Raw genomic sequence first — 19,503 nt, 5'->3', positions numbered from 1 at the left:
GCGCCCGTCGCGGCTCACGCCACGTGCTCGCCGGGGCCCACGCCACGTGCTCGTCGCGGTTTGCGCCCCGTACTCGCCGGGGCCCACGCCACGGCTCATCGGGGCCTACGCCACGTGCTCGTCGGCCACGGCCAGCGCCGCGTCGAGGGCCGCGAGACCCTCCTTGGCCTCGGCCTCCGTGACATTGCAGGCGGGCACGGCATGGGTGCGGTTCATGTTGATGAAGGGCCAGAGGCCGTTCTTCTTGCACGCCGCGCCGAAGGCCGCCATCGGGGCGTTCGCCTCGCCCACCGCGTTGTACGGGACGAGCGGCTCGCGCGTCTCCTCGTTCCGCACGAGGTCGAGGGCCCAGAAGGCGCCCAGGCCGCGCACCTCGCCGACCGACGGGTGGCGCTCGGCGAGCTCGCGCAGTCCGGGGCCGAGGACGGTCTCGCCGATGTGGGCGGCGTGCTCGACGACCTTCTCGTCCTCCATCACCCGGATCGTGGCGATGGCGGCGGCGCAGGCCAGCGGGTGGCCGGAGTACGTGAGCCCGCCCGGGTACGGCCGCTTGTCGAAGGTCGCCGCTATCTCGGCCGAGATGGCGACGCCGCCGAGCGGCACGTACCCCGAGTTGACGCCCTTCGCGAAGGTCATCAGGTCGGGCACGACGTCGAAGTGTTCGGCGGCGAACCACTTGCCGGTGCGCCCGAAGCCCGCCATGACCTCGTCGAGGACGAAGACGATGCCGTACCGGTCGCAGATCTCGCGGACGCCCGCGAGGTAGCCGGGCGGCGGGGTCATGATGCCGGCGGTGCCGGGGACGGTCTCCAGGATGATCGCGGCGATGGTCGCGGGACCCTCGAACGCGATCGTGTCCTCCAGGTGCTGGAGGGCCCGCGCGCACTCCTCGGCCTCGGTCGTGGCGTAGAAGGGCGAGCGGTAGAGGAAGGGCGCCCAGAAGTGGACGACGCCGGCGGACGCGGTGTCGGAGGCCCAGCGGCGCGGGTCGCCGGTCAGGTTGATCGCGGTGGAGGTGGCGCCGTGGTACGAGCGGTAGGCGGAGAGCACCTTCGTACGGCCCGTGTGCAGCCGGGCCATGCGGACGGCGTTCTCGACGGCCTCGGCGCCGCCGTTGGTGAAGAAGATCTTGTCGAGGTCGCCGGGGGTGCGCTCGGCGATGAGGCGTGCGGCCTCGGAGCGTACGTCGATGGCGAACGCGGGCGCGAAGGTGGCGAGGCGGCCGGCCTGCTCCTGGATCGCGGCGACGACCTTCGGGTGCTGGTAGCCGATGTTGGTGTAGACGAGGCCGCTGGTGAAGTCGAGGTAGCGGTTTCCGTCGTAGTCCCAGAAGTACGAACCCTCGGCGCCGGCGACGGCGAGCGGGTCGATCAGGCCTTGGGCGGACCATGAGTGGAAGACGTGCGCACGGTCGGCGGCCTTGACTGCCGCGCCGGTCTGCGGATCGGGTTCGACATGAGGGGTCATGCCGAACAGGTTAAGGACGCGCAGGTGGGGGCCGACATGGCCACCTTGTATGGCCTCGGCCACTTTGGTCGGCAAGGTGTCGGGGGCTCTCGGGCGCTCATGAGGCCGGGAGGTGCCGGGGCTTGATTGACAACATGCTGTCTTCATGACAGCCTTCTGTCATCCGGCAATGAGACGCAAGGGCTCAGGAGGCCACCATGAATGCCGCCGTGAACGCCGTCATGACCGCCGCCGTGAACGCCACCCGCAGGACCGTCCATCTCGCCGTCTACGACACCTTCGCCGACTGGGAGACGGGGCACGCCACCGCCTGGCTCGCCCGCAGCGGGTTCACCGTCCGCACGGTCGGTCCGGTGGCCGGGGAGCTCGTGACCACCGTCGGCGGCCTGCGCATCCAGCCCGATCTCGCACTCGACGACCTGAAGCCCGAGGACAGCGCGCTGCTGATCCTGACCGGCGCCGACCTATGGGACAGCGGTGACGACCTCGCACCGTTCGCGCGCAAGGCCCGGGAGTTCCTGGAGGCCGGAGTTCCCGTCGCCGCGATCTGCGGTGCGACGGCCGGGCTGGCGCGCGAGGGGCTGCTCGACGACCGGAAGCACACGAGCGCGGTCTCGTTCTATCTCGCGGCCACCGGCTACAAGGGCGGTGAGCACTACGTCGACACGGACGCCGTCACCGACGGGGACCTGATCACGGCCGGGCCGACCGAGCCCGTCGCCTTCGCGCGCGAGGTCCTCGGCAAGCTGGCCGCGTTCGAGGGCGGCAAGCTGGACGCCTGGTACCGGCTGTTCCACGACTCGGACCCGGCCGCCTACGAAGAGCTCAACTCATGAGCCGCGCGCAACGGCGGCAGCAGGACATGCTCAGCGCCACCGCACTCGCCGTCTTCCGGCTGAACGGCCAGTTCCTCTCCGTCGCCGAGGAGCTGGCCCGCCCGGCCGGGCTGACCGCCGCCTGGTGGCAGGTCCTGGGCGCGGTGCTGAGCGAGCCCCTGCCCGTCGCCGGGATCGCCCGCGCGATGGGCATCACCCGGCAGAGCGTGCAGCGGATCGCGGATCTGCTGGTCGACAGGGGCCTCGCCGAGTACGTACCGAACCCGGCCCACCGCCGCGCCAAGCTCCTCCGCCCCACCGCCGACGGCCGGGCCGCGATCGAGAAGATCGACCCCGGCCACGCGAACCTCGCCGCCCGCCTCGCGGAGCAGCTCGGCGAGGACGGATTCGCGGAGACGGTACGGGTGCTGGAGCGGCTCGGCGCGGCGATGGAGTCGCTGCCGGGCCCGGACTGACGGCTGACAGTCATCGGGCGGGCGACGAGCGCTCAGTTCCGCCTCGGCCAGCGCAGCGTCAGATATCCGTCCCCGCCCAGCTCCGGCTCCACCTGCGTCCCGAACGCCCGCCCCGCCCTGCTCAGCACCTCGCACAGCCAGCCCGCGTCCGCCGCCGACGCATGCTCCAGCCTCATCTGCCTCGCCTGCATCGGCGCGATCCGCATCGCCTCCAGCTCGCCCGTGGCCGCGTCCAGCATGGGGAAGTACATGAGCCGCAGGTCGTCGCGGTAGCGCTCGTAGCCCGAGATGCCCTCGTAGTCGTCGATGAGGTCGCCGCAGCCGTAGAGGATGAGCTTGCCCCGGTACACCTGGATGGGGCGCGGGTGGTGCGAGGAGTGTCCGTGGACGATGTCCACACCGCCGTCGACGAGCCGCCGCGCGAAGGTGATCTGGCTCTGCGAGACGTCGTACCCCCAGTTCGACCCCCAGTGGATCGAGACGACCGCCAGGTCACCGTCCCTCCGCACCGCCGCCAGCCTCCGTACGAGGGCGTCGGCGCTGCGGGCCGACAGATCGGGCACGAAGTCCACTCCGGGCCGCCCCTCCCCCGCCGCCCAGCGCGACGGGACCCCGGCGGACGCCATCCCGCACGACAGCACCAGGACCCGCCCCTGCCCCTCCCGCGTGGCCACCGCCACCGGCCGCCGTGCCTCCTCCTCATCCCGCCCCGCCCCCGCCGGGCCGAGCCCGGCGGCGCGCAGCACCTCCAGGGTCTCCTCCAGGCCGCGTCGCCCGAAGTCGAGCACATGGTTGTTCGCCAGCGCGCAGACGTCGGGGTGCGCGGCGGTCAGGCACGGCAGGTTGTCGGGGTGCATCCGGTACGTCACGGCCTTGCCGGGCGCGAAGTCGCCGCTCGTCGTGACGCTGCTCTCCAGGTCGATGACGCGCACGTCGGGCGCGACCGCATCGAGCACGTCCAGGGCGGCACCCCAGGGCCAGGCGAAATCCACAGGCTGGGGAATCTTCCCGTTCGCGGCCTCCGCGAGGGCCACGTAGTCCCGGGCGTCGCGGATGTACCCCTCCCGCAGCTCGGGGTCACCGGGGTGCGGGAGGATCTGGTCGACGCCCCGTCCCGGCATCACGTCGCCGCTGAGGAACAGCGTTACGAGGGCCTGGCCCATGCCGGTCATTTTCTCACCACTGAGCGTTTTGCCCCCTGTGCCCGACGGGGGGCACCGCCATTTGCCGCCCTGGCAAAAAACTTTGTCGAGCCGGTGAGCACGGGCGCAGGGTCGTCCACGTACGAGTCCGGACGGGTCCGACGCACGAGGGAGACCGATCGATGACCGACGCCTCACCGCAGAGCACGGTCCGCCGCGTCGCCCACTGACCGCGCCCCCTGGGGAGCAACGGTCAGGTGACGGTGACACGCAGGACGTAGGGCCGACCGGTGCTGATCGCTTCCGCCTGCTCGCGCAGATCGGCGTGCGTGAACCCCAGCAGGGCCTCGTCGGCCGCCCGGCGCAGCAGCGGCAGGATCTCGGCCACCGGCCGGCCGCGGTACGTCTCGGCGAGCCGCGCGAACGCCTGCTGGTAAGGAACTCCGTACGCATCCGACGTACCCGCACTGTCGGCCAGCAGCCGGTCCAGGTGCTGCCTGCCCACACTGATCTCACCCATGACGGCTCCCGCGCCCGTAGGGGACCCGGCCGGTCCAGGCCCTCACCCACGACGCTACGAGGAGGGTCTGACATCGAGGGCCCCCTCCCGTCCCCCTATTCCAGGAAGCTCCGGCGAAGCGCCGCGAGAACCGTCAGGACGAGCGCCGGGACGGTCCACCACGCTCCTAGCACGCGCCTGGTAACTAGCGTGCCTCACGCACGCAGCAGTTCGATCGCTGCCGACCGCAGCAGCAACGGATGGACGAAGCGGTGAGCGTCCTCGGGCGGAAAGCGCCAGGCGAGCGGCCAGGTGCGCCCGCTGAGAGCCGGTACGGGTACGTAGCTGACCTGCCCTGCGATGGAGTTGAACCGCGTCACTCCGCGCGGCCAGCAGCGACGGGCCGTGCTGCCCGCCGGGAGCAGGAAGTAGACACCACGGCGGCCGTTCGCCTCGGTGACGATCGGTCCGGGGTCGCCGCCCGTCATGCGCTCCATGAGGTCGGCGAGCCGGCGGCCGTCGTCGCCGTCGACGCGTACGGCGTCGAATTGCACGCCGGCCTTTCTCAGCTGGAATCCGGAGCGGGGGATCCAGTCGAGGTTCACGTGGCGACTTTGCGCATTCATAAGTCCAGTCTGGCCGCCTGAAGTTAGCGTTTTCCATGACGTGGCCGGGGCGTCGCATGTCGGTTGACCTGCATCAACGCGCCTTGATCCAGGTTGAATTCGGCGGGGACGGGTTGTGACCGGTTGAGACCGGTTGAGTCGAAACGGTGATCGCGATGGCGCGAGCGGAAAACAAGGAAACGGCGGGTCCGGCGACGCGGCTGGTGGCGGATATCGCGCGCAAGATGCGCGTACGGAAGGGCCTGACGCAGGATCAGCTGGGCAAGCAGATCGGCTTCACGGCGGCGGCGGTGAGCGCGATGGAGACGTGCGCGCAGCCGGCGAGCGACGAGATGCTCGTGAAGCTGGAGGAGGCGCTCGGGGACGGGATGGGGATCTTCGACCAGGCGCGGGAGTACGTACGGCTGGACAAGTACCCGCCGCAGTTCAAGAACTACGCGCTGCTGGAGCAGAAGGCGCTGGCGCTGCATCTGTACGCGACGCTCGTCGTGCACGGTCTCTTCCAGACGGAGGCGTACGCCCGGGCGCTGATCGGCGGCGGGTATCCGCCGCTGCCGGAGCATCGGGTGGAGGAGTTGGTCGAAGCGCGGATGGCACGCAAGGCGCTGTTCGAACGGGAGCCGGTGGCGCTGATCGAGGTGGTGCTGGAGGAGTCCGTGTTACGACGGACGATCGGCAGCGACGAGGTCATGCGAGACCAGATGCGGCACCTTGCGGAGTGTGCGCGGCGGCGTAACGTGACGGTTCAGGTGCTGCCGCTGAACGCCGGGCTCAGTGGCGAATACGCGGGCGATCGCGGCGCGATGGAGCTGGTGGAGACCCCGGAGCACGACCGCTGGGCCTTCCTGGAGATCCAGGGCGAGAGCCTGCTGATCAAGGACCCCGCAAAGGTGAGTACGTTGACCCAGCGGTATGCGAGGATCCGAGCACAGGCCCTGGATCCCCGTGAATCGCTGGGCCTCATCGAGCAGTTGGCAGGAGAGCAGAGATGAGCAACAGCCTGCGCTGGTTCAAGTCCAGCTACAGCGACAGCGGCGGCGGCAGCTGCGTCGAAGTGGCCTTCGACTGGCGCAAGTCGTCGTACAGCAGCGACAGCGGGGGCGATTGCGTCGAGGTCGCCACCTGCCCCCACACCATCCACATCCGCGACTCCAAGGTCGCCGACGGCCCCACCTTCGCCGTCACCCCCACCGCCTGGACGACCTTCCTCGCCTGGTCGGAGTAACTCCGTCCGCACGGGGCGCGGTCGTCAACCAGGCCCCGTACCCCTCGCATCCTCCGCGCCGCTGACCTGCCACCTGGCGCCAGGTCAGCGGCGCCGTGCGGTCCGATCCTTCCCCGAGCTCTTCGAGCAGGGGAGGCGGACGCCCCATGCCCGCCAGTGCGCGCAGCAGACCGCGGGCCTTCTCCTCGCCAGGGCCTCCCCGAGTACGCCCTGAAGCCCCGCCCAACCGACACTCCCACCATGCACAGATTGTCCTATTTACGGCTTTTCATGTGATTCCATGTGACTCACTTTCGCCCCTTCCGGACCAGGGGCGTGACGGCTTGTCACACAGAAAGAGAGCAACATCGGATGGCTGAATCACAAGGCACGGGCACGCCGCACCGTCCGAGGACCGCGGCACTGAGCCGTCACTGGAAGATCGCCGTTCTCGCCGCGGCCGGCCTCGCCACCGTCGCAGGCACCACGACCATCGCGGCAGTCACGGACCACGCGACGGCCGACGCGAAGCCCACCTCCACCGTCACAGAGAGCAAGGCCAGAGCGAACCCCGCCGCCGCGGGCCCGGTCCGCGGCGGCGAAGGCGTGGGCGACAGCGAGGACGGCGACTACTGGGCCGAGCACGCCGGTAACCCCGACCGGAAAGACAGCGGCAAGGAGGAAGAGGACTACTCCGGCTCCCAGAGCAAGGAGAAGGACTCTGAGGATCACGACAAGGAGAAGAGCTCTGGCTCCCAGGGCAGGGAGAAGAGCTCCGAAGATCACGACAAGGCGAAGCGCTCCGGTGGCCAGGACGGCCACGACGAGGAGGCCGGCGAGGAAGGGGAGGATGGCGGCCAGGAGAGCGACGAGGGCGACGACAAGACCAAGCAGGTGGAGTGCGACCCCAACGACCTGATCCTGGCAATCACCGAGGCGAACGAAAACAGCGGCGGAAAGATCCAGCTGGCGGAGAACTGCACCTACACCCTCACCGCCAACCAGGACGGCAACGGCCTGCCCAAAATCATCCAGCCGATCACCATCGACGGCAACGGCGCAACCATCGCCCGCGCCGCCAACGCCGAACACTTCCGCATCTTCCAAGTCGGCGCCGGCGGCGACCTGAAACTCAGCCACCTCACCCTCACCCGCGGCAAGACAGCCGAAGGCGAAGATGGTGGCGCCATCGACGTGGACCCCGCGGGACGCCTCGACCTCGACTCCGTCACCCTCGAGAACAACACCGTCGACGACGCCAATAACGATGACGGCGGCGCCATCTACAACCAAGGCATCAGCACCATCCGCAACAGCACCCTCAACAAGAACTCCGCCGAAGACGGCTCCGCCGTCTACAACGCGGGCGGCAAGCTCGAGATCACCAGCTCCGAGATCACCAACAACACCTCCGACCTCAGCGACGGCTTCGGCGCGATCACCAACTCGAACGGGTCCGTAAAGATCAGCAAGAGCCTGCTCAGCTACAACTCCGCCAACAACGGCGGCGCGCTCTTCCAAACCGGCGGTACGGCGGAGGTCGAGTCGAGCACGCTCACCCACAACACCGCCCGCAGCTTCGGGGGCGCCATCTACCACTCCAGTGGCTCGCTCTACGTACGCAAGAGCACCATCAGCTACAACGTTGCAGGCTCCGGGGGAGGCCTCACCCTAGCGGATTCCGCGGTGATCGAGGACAGCAAGATCCACAACAACACCGCCAACGGCAGCGACGGCGGCGGCATCCTCGTCAGCCTGGCCGACGGCGACGAGGTCGCGATCCGCGGCACGAAGATCAGCGGCAACCGGGCTACCGCTCAGGGCAGCACCGGCGGCGGCATCTGGACCGGCACCGGCGACCTCGTCACCCTCACCGACACCAAGGTGAAGGACAACACCTCCCACTCGCCCGCCGGCGGCATCCAGAACAACGGCACGGTCACCACCCACGGCAAGGTCGAAATCATCGACAACCAGCCCACCAACTGCGGCGGCAACAACGTCCCCAGCTGCTTCGGCTGACACACCCACACCCCGGGCAGCCCTCACCAGCAGCCCACAGCACATTCCACCCGCCCGCCCCCGGCACCCTCCGGGGGCGGGCACACGCATCCCCTCGGGACATGCCGCGTACGCGCGTACGTCACGGCGCGAGGACCCGCGGTATCCGCTGAACGCCGTCACCCACCGACACTCCCACCACCCACTGATTGTCCCATTTACGGCTTTTAATGTGATTACATGTGTCCACTTTCGTCCCTTCCGGACAAGGGACGTGACGGCTTGTCACACAGAAAGAGAGCAACATCGGATGGCTGAATCACAAAGCGCGGGCACGCCGCACCGTCCGAGGACCGCGGCACTGAGCCGTCACTGGAAGATCGCCGTTCTCGCCGCGGCCGGCATCGCCACCGTCGCAGGCACCACGACCATCGCGGCGGTCACGGACAACGGAATGGCCGACGCGAAGCCCGCCTCCACCGGCTCGGCCCGCGGCGACGGAGACATGGGCGACAGCGAGGACGGCGACTACTGGGCCGACCACGCCGGCAACCCCGACCGGAAGGACAACGGCAAAGAAGAAGAGAAGGGCTCCGAGGGTCACGACAAGGCGAAGAGCTCGGGCGGTCGTGACAGCCATGATGGGGAGGACGGCGGCGAGGAGCACGACGGGGGCGACGACAAGACCAAGCAGGTGGAGTGCGACCCCAACGACCTGATCGCGGCAATCACCGAGGCGAACGAAAACAGCGGCGGAAAGATCCAGCTGGCGGAGAACTGCACCTACACCCTCACCGCCAACCAGGACGGCAACGGCCTGCCCAAAATCATCCAGCCGATCACCATCGACGGCAACGGCGCAACGATCGCCCGCGCCGCCAACGCCAACCAGTTCCGCATCTTCCAAGTCGGCGCCGGCGGCGACCTCAAGCTCAGCCACCTCACCCTCACCCGAGGCAAGACAGCCGCGGCCCAAACGGGCGGCGGCATCCACGTGGGCCCCGCGGGACGGCTCGACCTCGACTCCGTCACCCTCGAGAACAACACCGTCGACAACCTCGGTGACGATGTCGGCGGCGCCATCTACAACGAAGGCATCAGCACCATCCGCAACAGCACCCTCAACAAGAACTCCGCCGAAGACGGCTCCGCCGTCTACAACGCGGGCGGCAAGCTCGAGATCACCAGCTCCGAGATCACCAACAACACCTCCGACCCCGACGACGGCTTCGGCGCGATCACCAACGACAGCGGGTCCGTAAAGATCAGCAAGAGCCTGCTCAGCTACAACTCCGCCAACCGCGGCGGCGCGCTCCGCCAAATCGGATTCGGCACGGCGGAGGTCGAGTCGAGCACCCTCACCCACAACTACGCCACCGGCAACGGGGGCGGTATCTCCAACCTCGAAGGCTCACTCTACGTACGCAAGAGCACCATCAGCTACAACATTGCAGGCTTCGGGGCAGGCCTCGCCCTCTTTGATTCCGCGGTGATCGAGGACAGCAAGATCCACAACAACAACGCCAACGACAGCGACGGCGGCGGCATCTCCACCTCCCTGGGCGACGGCGACGAGGTAGCGATCCGCGGCACGAAGATCAGCGGCAACCGGGCCACCGCTGACGGCAGCACCGGCGGCGGCATCTTCATCTTCGAGGACGACGTCATCACCCTCACCAATACCAAGGTGAAGGACAACACCTCCGACGAGCCCGCCGGCGGCATCCAGAACTTCGGCACGGTCACCACCCACGGCAAGGTCGAAATCATCGACAACGTCCCCACCAACTGCGAAGGCGGCGGCGGCAACAACGTCCCCAGCTGCTTCGGCTGACACACCCTCGGGCAGCCCAAACCAGCAGCCCACAGCACATTCCACCCGCCCGCCCCCGGCACCCTCCGGGGGCGGGCACACGCATCTCCTCGGGACATGCCGCGTACGCGCGTACGTCACGGCGCGAGGACCCGCCGAATCCGCTGAACGTGCACGTACCCCACCCGATCGTCAGCAACAGCAACGCCGACCCGGAGCGCGAGGCCCTCATCACCGACTCCGTCGAGCCGGCCCCGAACGCGCCCCCGCCCGGCCGCGCCGCACCCGCCGGAGCCAGCCGACTGCGAACCTCCGAGGATCGATCCGACTTGGCGTGCTCGACGGATCGGGACATCAATCACCGCCCCGACACTCCCATTGCATACTGATTATCCCATTTACGGCTTTTCATGTGATTCCCTGTGACCACTTTCGCCCCTTCCGGACAAGGGGCGTGACGGCTTGTCACACAGAAAGAGAGCAACGTCGGATGTCTGGATCACAGGGCACGGGCACGCCGCACCGTTCGAAGACCGCGGCACTGAGCCGTCATTGGAGGGCGGCGGTTCTCGCCGCGGCCGGCCTCGCCACCGTCGCGGGCACCACGACCATCGTGGCGGTCACGGACAACGCGACGGCCGAGGCGAAGCCCGCCTCCACCGTCACGGAGAGCGGCAAGGCCAGGGCGAACCTCGCCGGCTCGGTCCGCGACGGCGGAGACGTCGGCGACAGCGAGGACAGCGACTACTGGGCCGACCACGCCGGTAACCCCGACCGGAAGGACAACGGCAAAGAAGAAGAGGACCACTCCGGCTCCCAGAGCAAGGAGAAGGACTCCGAGGATCACGACAAGGAAAAGGGCTCCGAGGACCACGGCAAGGGGAAGAGCTCCGGTGGCCAGGACGGCCATGACGGGGAGGACGGCGGCGAGGAGAGCGACGGGGGTGACGACAAGACCAAGCAGGTGGAGTGCGACCCCAACGACCTGATCCTGGCAATCACCGAGGCGAACGAAAACAGCGGTGGGCACATCCAGCTGGCGGAGAAGTGCACCTACACCCTCACCGCCAACCAGGACGGCAACGGCCTGCCCAGGATCATCCAGCCGATCACCATCGACGGCAATGGCGCGACCATCGCCCGCGCCGCCAACGCCGAACACTTCCGCATCTTCCAAGTCGGCGCCGGCGGCGACCTGAAGCTCAGCCACCTCACCCTCACCCGCGGCAGTACAGCCTTCAACGAAACGGGCGGCGGCATCCACGTGGACCCCGCGGGACGCCTCGACCTCGACTCCGTCACCCTCGAGAACAACACCGTCGACAACCCCAATGGCGATGACGGCGGCGCCGTCTACAACGAAGGCATCAGCACCATCCGCAACAGCACCCTCGACAAGAACTCCGCCGATGACGGTTCCGCCGCCTACAACAACGCCGGCAAGCTCGAGATCACCAGCTCCGAGATCACCAACAACACCTCCGACCCCAGCGACGGCCTCGGCGCGATCAGCAACGTGGTCGGGTCCGTAAAGATCAGGAAGAGCCTGCTCAGCTACAACTCCGTCGTCCTCGGCGGCGCGCTCTTCCAAACCGGCGGCACGGCGGAGGTCGAGTCGACCACCCTCACCCACAACACCGCCCGCAACAGCGGGGGCGCCATCTTCCACGCCAGTGGCTCGCTCTACGTACACAAGAGCACCGCCAGCTACAACATTGCAGGCTTCGGGGCAGGCCTCGCCCTCTTTGATTCCGCGGTGATCGAGGACAGCAAGATCCACAACAACACCGCCAACACTGGCGACGGCGGCGGCATCTCCACCTCCCTGGGCGACGGCGACGAGGCAGCGATCCGCGGCACGAAGATCACCGGCAACCGGGCCACCGCTGACGGCAGCACCGGCGGCGGCATCTCCATCGGCGAGGACAACGTCATCACCCTCACCGACACCAAGGTGAAGGACAACACCTCCGACGAGCCCGCCGGCGGCATCCAGAACTTCGGCACGGTCACCACCCACGGCAAGGTCGAAATCATCGACAACGTCCCCACCAACTGCGAAGGCGGCGGCGGCAACAACGTCCCCAGCTGCTTCGGCTGACACACCCTCGGGCAGCCCAAACCAGCAGCCCACAGCACATTCCACCCGCCCGCCCCCGGCACCATCCGGGGGCGGGCACACGCATGGGCGAACAGCGCCTGCACGGCGTCATGGCTGCGGACAACTCCCCGCCCATCGACACTCCCACTGCACACCATTTATCCCATTTTCGGCTTTTCATGTGATTCCCTGTGACCACTTTCGCCCCTTCCGGACAAGGGGCATGACGGCTTGTCACACAGAAGGAGAGCAACGTCGTATGTCTGGATCACAGGGCACGGGCACGCCGCACCGTCCGAAGACCGCGGCGCTGAGCCGTCATTGGAAGATCGCCGTTCTCGCCGCGGCCGGCCTCGCCACCGTCGCGGGCACCACGACCATCGTGGCGGTCACCGACCACGGGACGACCGAGGCGAAGCCCACCTCCACCATCACGGAGAGCAGCAAGGCCAGAGCGAACCCCGCCGGCGCCGGCTCGGCACGCAGCGGCGGAGACGTGGGCGACAGCTCCGAGGACCACGACAAGGAGAAGGGCTCCGGCTCCCAGCACAAGGAGAAGGACTCCGAGGACCACGACAAGGGGAAGAGCTCCGGTGGCCAGGACGGCCATGACGGGGAGGACGGCGGCGAGGAGAGCGACGGGGGTGACGACAAGACCAAGCAGGTGGAGTGCGACCCCAACGACCTGATCGCGGCGATCACCGAGGCGAACGAGAACAGCGGCGGAAAGATCCAGCTGGCGGAGGAGTGCACCTACACCCTGACCGCCAACCAGGACGGCAACGGCCTGCCCAAGATCATCCAGCCGATCACCATCGACGGCAACGGCGCAACGATCGCCCGCGCCGCCAACGCCGAACACTTCCGCATCTTCCAAGTCGGCGCCGGCGGCGACCTCAAGCTCAGCCACCTCACCCTCACCCGAGGCAAGACAGCCGCGGACCAAACAGGCGGCGCCATCCACGTGGACCCCGCAGGACGCCTCGACCTCGACTCCGTCACCCTCGAGAACAACACCGTCGACAACCCCAACATCGACGACGGCGGCGCCATCTACAACGAAGGTGTCAGCACCATCCGCAACAGCACCCTCAACAAGAACTCCGCCTCGGACGGTTCCGCCGTCTACAACAACGCCGGCAAGCTCGACATCACCAGCTCCAAGATCACCAACAACACCTCCGGCAACGGCGGCGCCGTCTACAACCAGGACGGGTCCGTAAGGATCAGCAAGAGCCTGCTCAGCTACAACTCCGCCTTCTCCGCCGGCGCGCTCTTCCAAGTCGGCGGTACGGCGGAGGTCGAGTCGAGCACGCTCACCCACAACACTTCCACCGGCAGCGGGGGCGGCATCATCCACAACAGCGGCTCGCTCTACGTACGCAAGAGCACCGTCAGCTACAACACTGCGGCCATCGGGGGAGGCCTCTCCGTCGTGGATTCCGCGGTGATCGAGGACAGCAAGATCCACAACAACACTGCCAACGACGGCGGCGGCGGCATCTTCATCTCCCTGGACGGCGACGAGGAGGTAGCGATCCGCGGCACGAAGATCACCGGCAACCGGGCTACCACTGACGGCAGCACCGGCGGCGGCATCTTCATCAGCACCGGCGACATCGTCACCCTCACCGACACCAAGGTGAAGGACAACACCTCCCACTCGCCCGCCGGCGGCATCGACAACAACGGCACGGTCACCACCCACGGCAAGGTCGAAATCATCGACAACGTCCCCACCAACTGCGAAGGCAGCGGCACCCCCGTCCCCAGCTGCTTCGGCTGACCCCACCCGGGCAGCCCTCACCAGCAGCCCACAGCACACTCCACCCGCCCGCCCCCGGCACCCTCCGGGGGCGGGCACACGCATGGGGCGAACAGCGCCTGCACGGCGTCACGGCTGCGGACAACTCCCCCGCCCAACCGACACTCCCACCATGCAGGAATTGTCCTATTTACGGCTTTTCATGTGATTCCATGTGACCCACTTTCGCCCCTCCCTTACCAGGGGCGTGACGGCTTGTCACACAGAAAGAGAGCAACATCGGATGGCTGAATCACAAGGCACGGGCACGCCGCACCGTCCGAGGACCGCGGCACTGAGCCGTCACTGGAAGATCGCCGTTCTCGCCGCGGCCGGCCTCGCCACCGTCGCGGGCACCACGACCATCGCGGCAGTCACGGACAACGCGACGGCCGAGGCGAAGCCCACCTCCACAGTCACGGAGAGCAGCAAGGCCAGAGCGAACCCCGCCGACGCGGGCTCGGCACGCAGCGACGGAGACATGGGCGACAGCGAGGACGGCGACTACTGGGCCGACCACGCCGGTAACCCCGACCGGAAGGACAACGGCAAGGAAGAAGAGGACCACTCCGACTCCGAGGACCACGACAAGGCGAAGCGCTCCGGTAGCCAGGACGGCTACGACGAGGAGGACGGGGAGGAGGGGGAGGACGGCGGCCAGGAGAGCGACGAGGGCGACGACAAGACCAAGCAGGTGGAGTGCGACCCCAACGACCTGATCCTGGCGATCACCGAGGCGAACGAGAACAGCGGCGGAAAGATCCAGCTGGCGGAGAACTGCACCTACACCCTCACCGCCAACCAGGACGGCAACGGCCTGCCCAAAATCATCCAGCCGATCACCATCGACGGCAACGGCGCAACCATCGCCCGCGCCGCCAACGCCAACCAGTTCCGCATCTTCCAAGTCGGCGCCGGCGGCGACCTGAAGCTCAGCCACCTCACCCTCACCCGCGGCAAGGCAGCCCCTAACGAAGATGGTGGCGCCATCGACGTGGACCCCGCAGGACGGCTCGACCTCGACTCCGTCACCCTCGAGAACAACACCGTCGACGATACGGCGAATAACGACGAAGGCGGCGCCATCTACAACGAAGGTGTCAGCACCATCCGCAACAGCACCCTCGACAAGAACTCCGCCGCGGACGGTGCCGCCGTCTACAACCTGGGCGGAAAGCTCGAGATCACCAGCTCCGAGATCACCAACAACATCTCCGACCCCGGCAACGGCTTCGGCGCGATCACCAACGACGACGGCTCCGTAAAGATCAGCAAGAGCCTGCTCAGCTACAACTCCGCCGGCAGCGGCGGCGCGCTGTACCAGGACGGCGGCACAGCGGAGGTCGAGTCGAGCACGCTCACCCACAACCACGCCACCGGCATCGGAGGCGGTATCAACCACGACGCCGGCTCGCTCTACGTACGCAACAGCACCGTCAGCTACAACGTTGCAGACTTCGGGGGAGGCCTCGCCCTCCTGGATTCCGCGGTGATCGAGGACAGCAAGATCCACAGCAACACCGCCAACACTGGCGACGGCGGCGGCATCTTCACCAACCTGGGCGGCGCCGAGGAGGTCGCGATCCGTGACACGAAGATCACTGGCAACCAGGCTGACAACGGCACCGGCGGCGGCATCTTCAACGGCGGCGGCCTCGTCATCCTCACCGACACCAAGGTGAAGGACAACTCCTCCGACCTGCCCGCCGGCGGCATCCAGAACAACGGCACGGTCACCACCCACGGCAAGGTCGAAATCATCGACAACCAGCCCACCAACTGCGGCGGCAACAACGTCCCCAGCTGCTTCGGCTGACACACCCACACCCCGGGCAGCCCTCACCAGCAGCCCACAGCACATTCCACCCGCCCGCCCCCGGCACCGTCCGGGGGCGGGCACACGCATCTTCTCGGTCGACGGGGTGCTTGATACGAACTTCCGTGATCTCGCCTCGACGTCACGTGTGATCGGTTTGGATCGTCAATGCACTGACGGATCGCGAGACGGAGATGTGACCGATGGACGAGACCGAACTTCTGGCGGAGCGCTTCGAGGCCCATCGCACGCATCTGCGGTCGGTCGCGTACCGGATGCTCGGCTCACTCAGCGAGGCCGACGACGCCGTCCAGGAGGCATGGCTGCGTCTCAGCCGTTCGGACACGAGCGAAGTGGCGAACCTGGGCGGCTGGCTGACGACGGTCGTGGGGCGCGTATGCCTGGACATGCTGCGAGCGCGTACGTCACGGCGTGAGGATCCGCTGGACCCGCTGAACGTGCACGTACCCGACCCGATCGTCAGCAACATCAGCGGCGCCGACCCGGAGCAGGAGGCGCTCATCAGCGACTCCGTCGGGCTGGCGATGCTGGTGGTGCTGGACACGCTGTCGCCTGCCGAGCGGCTCGCCTTCGTCCTGCACGACATGTTCGCCGTGTCCTTCGACGAGATCGCGCCCATCGTGGGGCGTACGCCGACGGCGGCCCGGCAGCTCGCGAGCCGGGCGCGGCGGCGGGTCCAGGGGGCGGGTCCGGCGCCCGACGCCGATCAGGCCCGGCAGCGGGAGGTCGTGGACGCGTTCATCGCCGCCTCACGCGGAGGGGACTTCGAGGCTCTGGTCTCGCTGCTCGACCCCGACGTCGTTCTGCGCGTGGACGGCGGCGTCCTGGCGCTCGGCGCGTCGAAGGTGGTGCGCGGCGCGGAGACGGTGGCCGGTCAGGCGCTCATGTACCAGCGGTTCTCGCCGTTCGCACGGGTCGCTCTCATCAACGGCGTACCCGGCATCGTCTCGCTGCCCGGGGGCAAGGCGGTCGCGGTCATGGCCTTCACCGTCTCCGGGGGCAAGGTCGTCCAACTCGACATCCTGGCCGACCCGGAGCGCATGCGGAGCCTGGACCTGTCGGTCCTGGACGACTGATGCGCGTGCGCCGATGGTGCGGGGCCCGGGCGCAATCCGGGCCCCGCACCGTCCACGCCACGGCGGCGGCTACTCCTCTACTCCTCGATGGCGATCGCCCGGACCCCGGTGCCCTTGTACCGCGCGGGCTCACGCGTCAGCACAGGACGGCCTCGGGGCCACTCCACGGAGGGTTGTGCGAGGTACAGCGCGTGGGCGCCGCTCCAGTCGGAGCCCTGGGTACGGAGACGCTTGCCCACCGCGGCCGCCCCGGCGAAGTCCAGCTCCGTAATGTCCACGGAGGGGAGCGAGCCGACGTGCTCGGCCACGCCCGCGCGATCGCTCTCGGCGACCGCCAGGCACACTGCGGGAATGTAGATCCGCAAGGTCGGGTCGTTCTCCGCCTCCACGACGAGTGTGGAGGTCATCTGATTCCCCGCGCCGAGCGCGAGGGCGGCGGTGTCGTCGAAGACGACGGCGCGCGGCAGCGGGTAGTCGCCCTTCTTCACTGCACCTCCCCGATGCGCCCGGACACGATGTCGGCCCACAGCTTCTCGCCGGCCCTGGCGTCCTCTTCGGTGTACGGCCTGCCGAGGAAGTGCTCCTCGACGTACGCCTTGGTCTCCTCGCGGCGCTGCGCCAGCTCTTCCTTCGTGGGCGTGGCCCCGGCCAGCTGCGCCACGAGATCGCGCATGGTGATGCCGCGATCCCGGGCGAGCTCCTGGAGGCGGTCGCGGACGGCGGGGTCGACCTTGATCGTGGTGTCAGCCATGACGAAAGTATACCGGCGGTATACCGTCTCAGGGCGTTCGAGTACGACAGTCATCGGCACTCCGTTTCTCTTGAAGGACCTGGCCCGATCCGGGCCAGGCGTCTGCGAACACGACGTCAGGCCGGGCAGGGCGGCACCCCGCGCAGCAGGGCCCGTGCCGCCACCCCACCTCGTAGCGCGGCCGCCACGAACCCGCCCACCGCACGGTCCTGCTCGGCGTCCGGAGCGGGTGCACAGCTCCGACACTCACCGCCTGCCGCGACGGGAGCCCGGCACTCCTCGCACTCCGCCGGCGCGGGCGGCGGTGGGGGCGGCGGGGCGGGCAGTTTGCGGGTCAGCCGGTCGGCGAGCAGCGTTTCGGTCAACTTCCTCCGCCCCGGCCCCTTCCCGCTCTTCGAACACGTCGTAAGGCGCGTCGTACACCTCGTAGACGGTGGCGAGCGTGCCCGTCTCGGGGTTCTTCCTCAGCACACGGCGCAGATACCGGGATTCCTCCAGCTCACGGAGCGCCGCGGAGATCCGGTCCCGCCCCTCCGCGCGCTTGCTGGCGAGGCTGCGGATCGACGCCTTCGCACCGTCCGGCAGGCTGAGGAGGTACATCAGTACGCCTGACGCGCACCACGAGATGCTGTCGTCGCGCAGCAGCGCGTTGGCGAACGTGGTGAAGGAACGCGTATGGGTAGTACGGTGAATGCGCATCGGGAGTTGTGGCTCCTGGTGTCGAGCCCCCGGGTGTTGGCGCACCGCGGGGGCATTCTTGTGTGCCCGTGTCGGCGGTGACCGTACACCCACACAAAGTCACCTGCGCAAGTGCCAACAGCATTGGCCAGAGCCGTAGTTCGGAGAGCCGGAGCCCGGCAATCAGGCCGGGTCCGACCTGCGGTTCTGCCTGAATCGGCACCGCCGGAGGCCAGGCCGTCCACCCACGTACCCGGAGCACAGATCACCCGTCCGAGCGATCGTCACTTCTGCTTGTACCGGCGGGGCGTTTGCCCCGTGGTCGCGTTTCCGCCCCAGGCGACAGCTTCGCTGAGCGTTGGGCCGAGTCGGCTCTGGAGTAGCGTTTTCTTCATGCCGACACAGGCGACTTTCCGGAAATGGGGGACATTCATGCGTCAGCCGCTTCGCTGCCTCGGGATCTTCGCGGTGGTCGGAATCGCCGCCGGCGGACTGGCCGCGTGCGGTTCGGTGCAGGAGGAGACCTTCAAGGACGACGGCACGCTGTCCGGAAAGGTCACCTCGGTGCGGCTCGAGAACGGGTCGGGCGGTGTCACCGTGAACGGCACGGAGGGTGACGGCACGCTGTCGATCCACCGCGAGATCGAGTACCGGGACGACAAGCCCCAGGGCGCCACCCACCGGATCGAGAACGGGGTCCTGGTCCTCGGCGGCTGCGGCAGCCGCTGCTCGGTGAAATACACCGTCGACGTACCCGCCGGAGTACCGGTGAGCGGCAAGGTGTCGAGCGGCGAGGTCCACCTCGCCAAGGTGGGCCCGGTAAAGGTCACCACCAGCTCCGGCCGCATCGAGATGAACGGCGTCTCCGGCTCGGTCGAGGTACAGACCTCCAACGGCCGCATCACCGGCCGGGACCTCGGCGGCAAGCGGATCCAGGCCCAGACCTCCAACGGGGCGATCGACCTCACCCCCGCCACCCCCCAGAGTGTGAAGGCCATGACGTCCAACGGGGACATCACCCTGACCGTGCCCCCGGCCACCTACCGGGTGACAGCGGTGTCGGGCAGCGGCGAAATGAACATCGACGTGCCCAACGACCCGTCCGGTGAGTACGAGCTCGACCTCATCACCAGCAACGGGGACATCACCGTCAACAGGTCCTGACCAGTCATCAGAGACCAGGGACGATGAGAATACCGATCGAGCGTCAGAC

18 protein-coding genes are annotated in these 19,503 nt (G+C 68.1%); 11 read left to right on the top strand and 7 right to left on the bottom strand.

Going from position 1 to position 19,503, the window contains the following annotated elements; all coding sequences use genetic code 11:
- Positions 1-105 precede the first annotated feature (105 nt).
- Positions 106-1,467, bottom strand: coding sequence for an aminotransferase class III-fold pyridoxal phosphate-dependent enzyme (locus ACWCXB_RS23090; RefSeq protein WP_450725355.1), 1,362 nt, complete (start codon positions 1,465-1,467; stop codon positions 106-108).
- 197 nt (positions 1,468-1,664) lie between these two features.
- Between ACWCXB_RS23090 and ACWCXB_RS23085 the strand changes: the two genes are divergently transcribed.
- Both ACWCXB_RS23085 and ACWCXB_RS23080 read left to right on the top strand, forming a co-directional pair.
- Complete coding sequence (locus ACWCXB_RS23085) at positions 1,665-2,303, top strand: DJ-1/PfpI family protein (protein WP_450725354.1); 639 nt, start codon at positions 1,665-1,667, stop codon at positions 2,301-2,303.
- Complete coding sequence (locus ACWCXB_RS23080) at positions 2,300-2,758, top strand: MarR family winged helix-turn-helix transcriptional regulator (RefSeq protein WP_450725353.1); 459 nt, start codon at positions 2,300-2,302, stop codon at positions 2,756-2,758. Before ACWCXB_RS23085 ends, ACWCXB_RS23080 begins: the two co-directional genes overlap by 4 nt.
- 32 nt (positions 2,759-2,790) lie before the next feature.
- On the opposite strand, the gene ACWCXB_RS23075 is transcribed toward ACWCXB_RS23080, so the two are convergent.
- From ACWCXB_RS23075 to ACWCXB_RS23065, 3 genes are all read right to left on the bottom strand, one after another.
- Positions 2,791-3,921 carry a CapA family protein gene (locus tag ACWCXB_RS23075; protein ID WP_450725352.1) on the bottom strand — a complete coding sequence of 377 codons (1,131 nt, stop codon included), beginning with the start codon at positions 3,919-3,921 and terminating at the stop codon, positions 2,791-2,793.
- 232 nt (positions 3,922-4,153) lie between these two features.
- The gene (locus tag ACWCXB_RS23070; protein WP_450725351.1) at positions 4,154-4,420 is read right to left on the bottom strand and encodes a hypothetical protein; all 267 of its coding nucleotides are present in this window, start codon (positions 4,418-4,420) and stop codon (positions 4,154-4,156) included.
- 194 nt (positions 4,421-4,614) lie between these two features.
- Entirely contained in the window at positions 4,615-5,025 is a 411-nt protein-coding gene (locus tag ACWCXB_RS23065) for a hypothetical protein (RefSeq protein ID WP_450725350.1), read from the bottom strand.
- Between the two features lie 155 nt (positions 5,026-5,180).
- Here ACWCXB_RS23065 and ACWCXB_RS23060 point away from each other — a divergent pair, with 155 nt between their 5' ends.
- The 8 genes from ACWCXB_RS23060 (at position 5,181) to sigJ (ending at position 16,861) form a co-directional block, all read left to right on the top strand.
- Positions 5,181-6,017 (top strand): helix-turn-helix domain-containing protein, encoded by an 837-nt coding sequence (locus ACWCXB_RS23060; RefSeq protein ID WP_450725349.1) that lies wholly within the window; start codon positions 5,181-5,183, stop codon positions 6,015-6,017.
- Positions 6,014-6,250: a DUF397 domain-containing protein gene (locus ACWCXB_RS23055; RefSeq protein WP_450725348.1), complete on the top strand. Its 237-nt coding sequence runs from the start codon at positions 6,014-6,016 to the stop codon at positions 6,248-6,250. Before ACWCXB_RS23060 ends, ACWCXB_RS23055 begins: the two co-directional genes overlap by 4 nt.
- A 351-nt stretch (positions 6,251-6,601) precedes the next feature.
- On the top strand, positions 6,602-8,251 hold the full coding sequence (locus ACWCXB_RS23050) for a hypothetical protein (protein WP_450725347.1): 1,650 nt from the start codon (positions 6,602-6,604) through the stop codon (positions 8,249-8,251).
- A 289-nt stretch (positions 8,252-8,540) separates the two neighbouring features.
- Positions 8,541-10,064 (top strand): hypothetical protein, encoded by a 1,524-nt coding sequence (locus tag ACWCXB_RS23045; protein ID WP_450725346.1) that lies wholly within the window; start codon positions 8,541-8,543, stop codon positions 10,062-10,064.
- 469 nt (positions 10,065-10,533) lie between these two features.
- Positions 10,534-12,144 (top strand): hypothetical protein, encoded by a 1,611-nt coding sequence (locus ACWCXB_RS23040; RefSeq protein ID WP_450725345.1) that lies wholly within the window; start codon positions 10,534-10,536, stop codon positions 12,142-12,144.
- Between the two features lie 259 nt (positions 12,145-12,403).
- Positions 12,404-13,930 carry a hypothetical protein gene (locus ACWCXB_RS23035; RefSeq protein WP_450725344.1) on the top strand — a complete coding sequence of 509 codons (1,527 nt, stop codon included), beginning with the start codon at positions 12,404-12,406 and terminating at the stop codon, positions 13,928-13,930.
- A gap of 262 nt (positions 13,931-14,192) precedes the next feature.
- Positions 14,193-15,764: a hypothetical protein gene (locus ACWCXB_RS23030; RefSeq protein WP_450725343.1), complete on the top strand. Its 1,572-nt coding sequence runs from the start codon at positions 14,193-14,195 to the stop codon at positions 15,762-15,764.
- A gap of 203 nt (positions 15,765-15,967) precedes the next feature.
- A complete protein-coding gene (sigJ, locus tag ACWCXB_RS23025) occupies positions 15,968-16,861 on the top strand; it encodes an RNA polymerase sigma factor SigJ (protein WP_450725342.1) in 894 nt (297 codons plus the stop codon).
- A 77-nt stretch (positions 16,862-16,938) separates the two neighbouring features.
- Here sigJ and ACWCXB_RS23020 read toward each other — a convergent pair whose 3' ends face one another.
- The 3 genes from ACWCXB_RS23020 to ACWCXB_RS23010 form a co-directional block, all read right to left on the bottom strand.
- Entirely contained in the window at positions 16,939-17,349 is a 411-nt protein-coding gene (locus ACWCXB_RS23020) for a hypothetical protein (protein ID WP_450725341.1), read from the bottom strand.
- Positions 17,346-17,612: a hypothetical protein gene (locus ACWCXB_RS23015; RefSeq protein ID WP_450725340.1), complete on the bottom strand. Its 267-nt coding sequence runs from the start codon at positions 17,610-17,612 to the stop codon at positions 17,346-17,348. Before ACWCXB_RS23015 ends, ACWCXB_RS23020 begins: the two co-directional genes overlap by 4 nt.
- Before the next feature lie 246 nt (positions 17,613-17,858).
- Positions 17,859-18,311, bottom strand: coding sequence for a hypothetical protein (locus ACWCXB_RS23010; RefSeq protein WP_450725339.1), 453 nt, complete (start codon positions 18,309-18,311; stop codon positions 17,859-17,861).
- 411 nt (positions 18,312-18,722) lie between these two features.
- Between ACWCXB_RS23010 and ACWCXB_RS23005 the strand changes: the two genes are divergently transcribed.
- Positions 18,723-19,454 (top strand): DUF4097 family beta strand repeat-containing protein, encoded by a 732-nt coding sequence (locus ACWCXB_RS23005; RefSeq protein ID WP_450725338.1) that lies wholly within the window; start codon positions 18,723-18,725, stop codon positions 19,452-19,454.
- The last annotated feature ends 49 nt before the right edge of the window (positions 19,455-19,503 follow it).

This window comes from Streptomyces sp. NPDC001514 (assembly GCF_053597075.1).
This window is presented reverse-complemented; position numbering and strand designations above follow the sequence as displayed.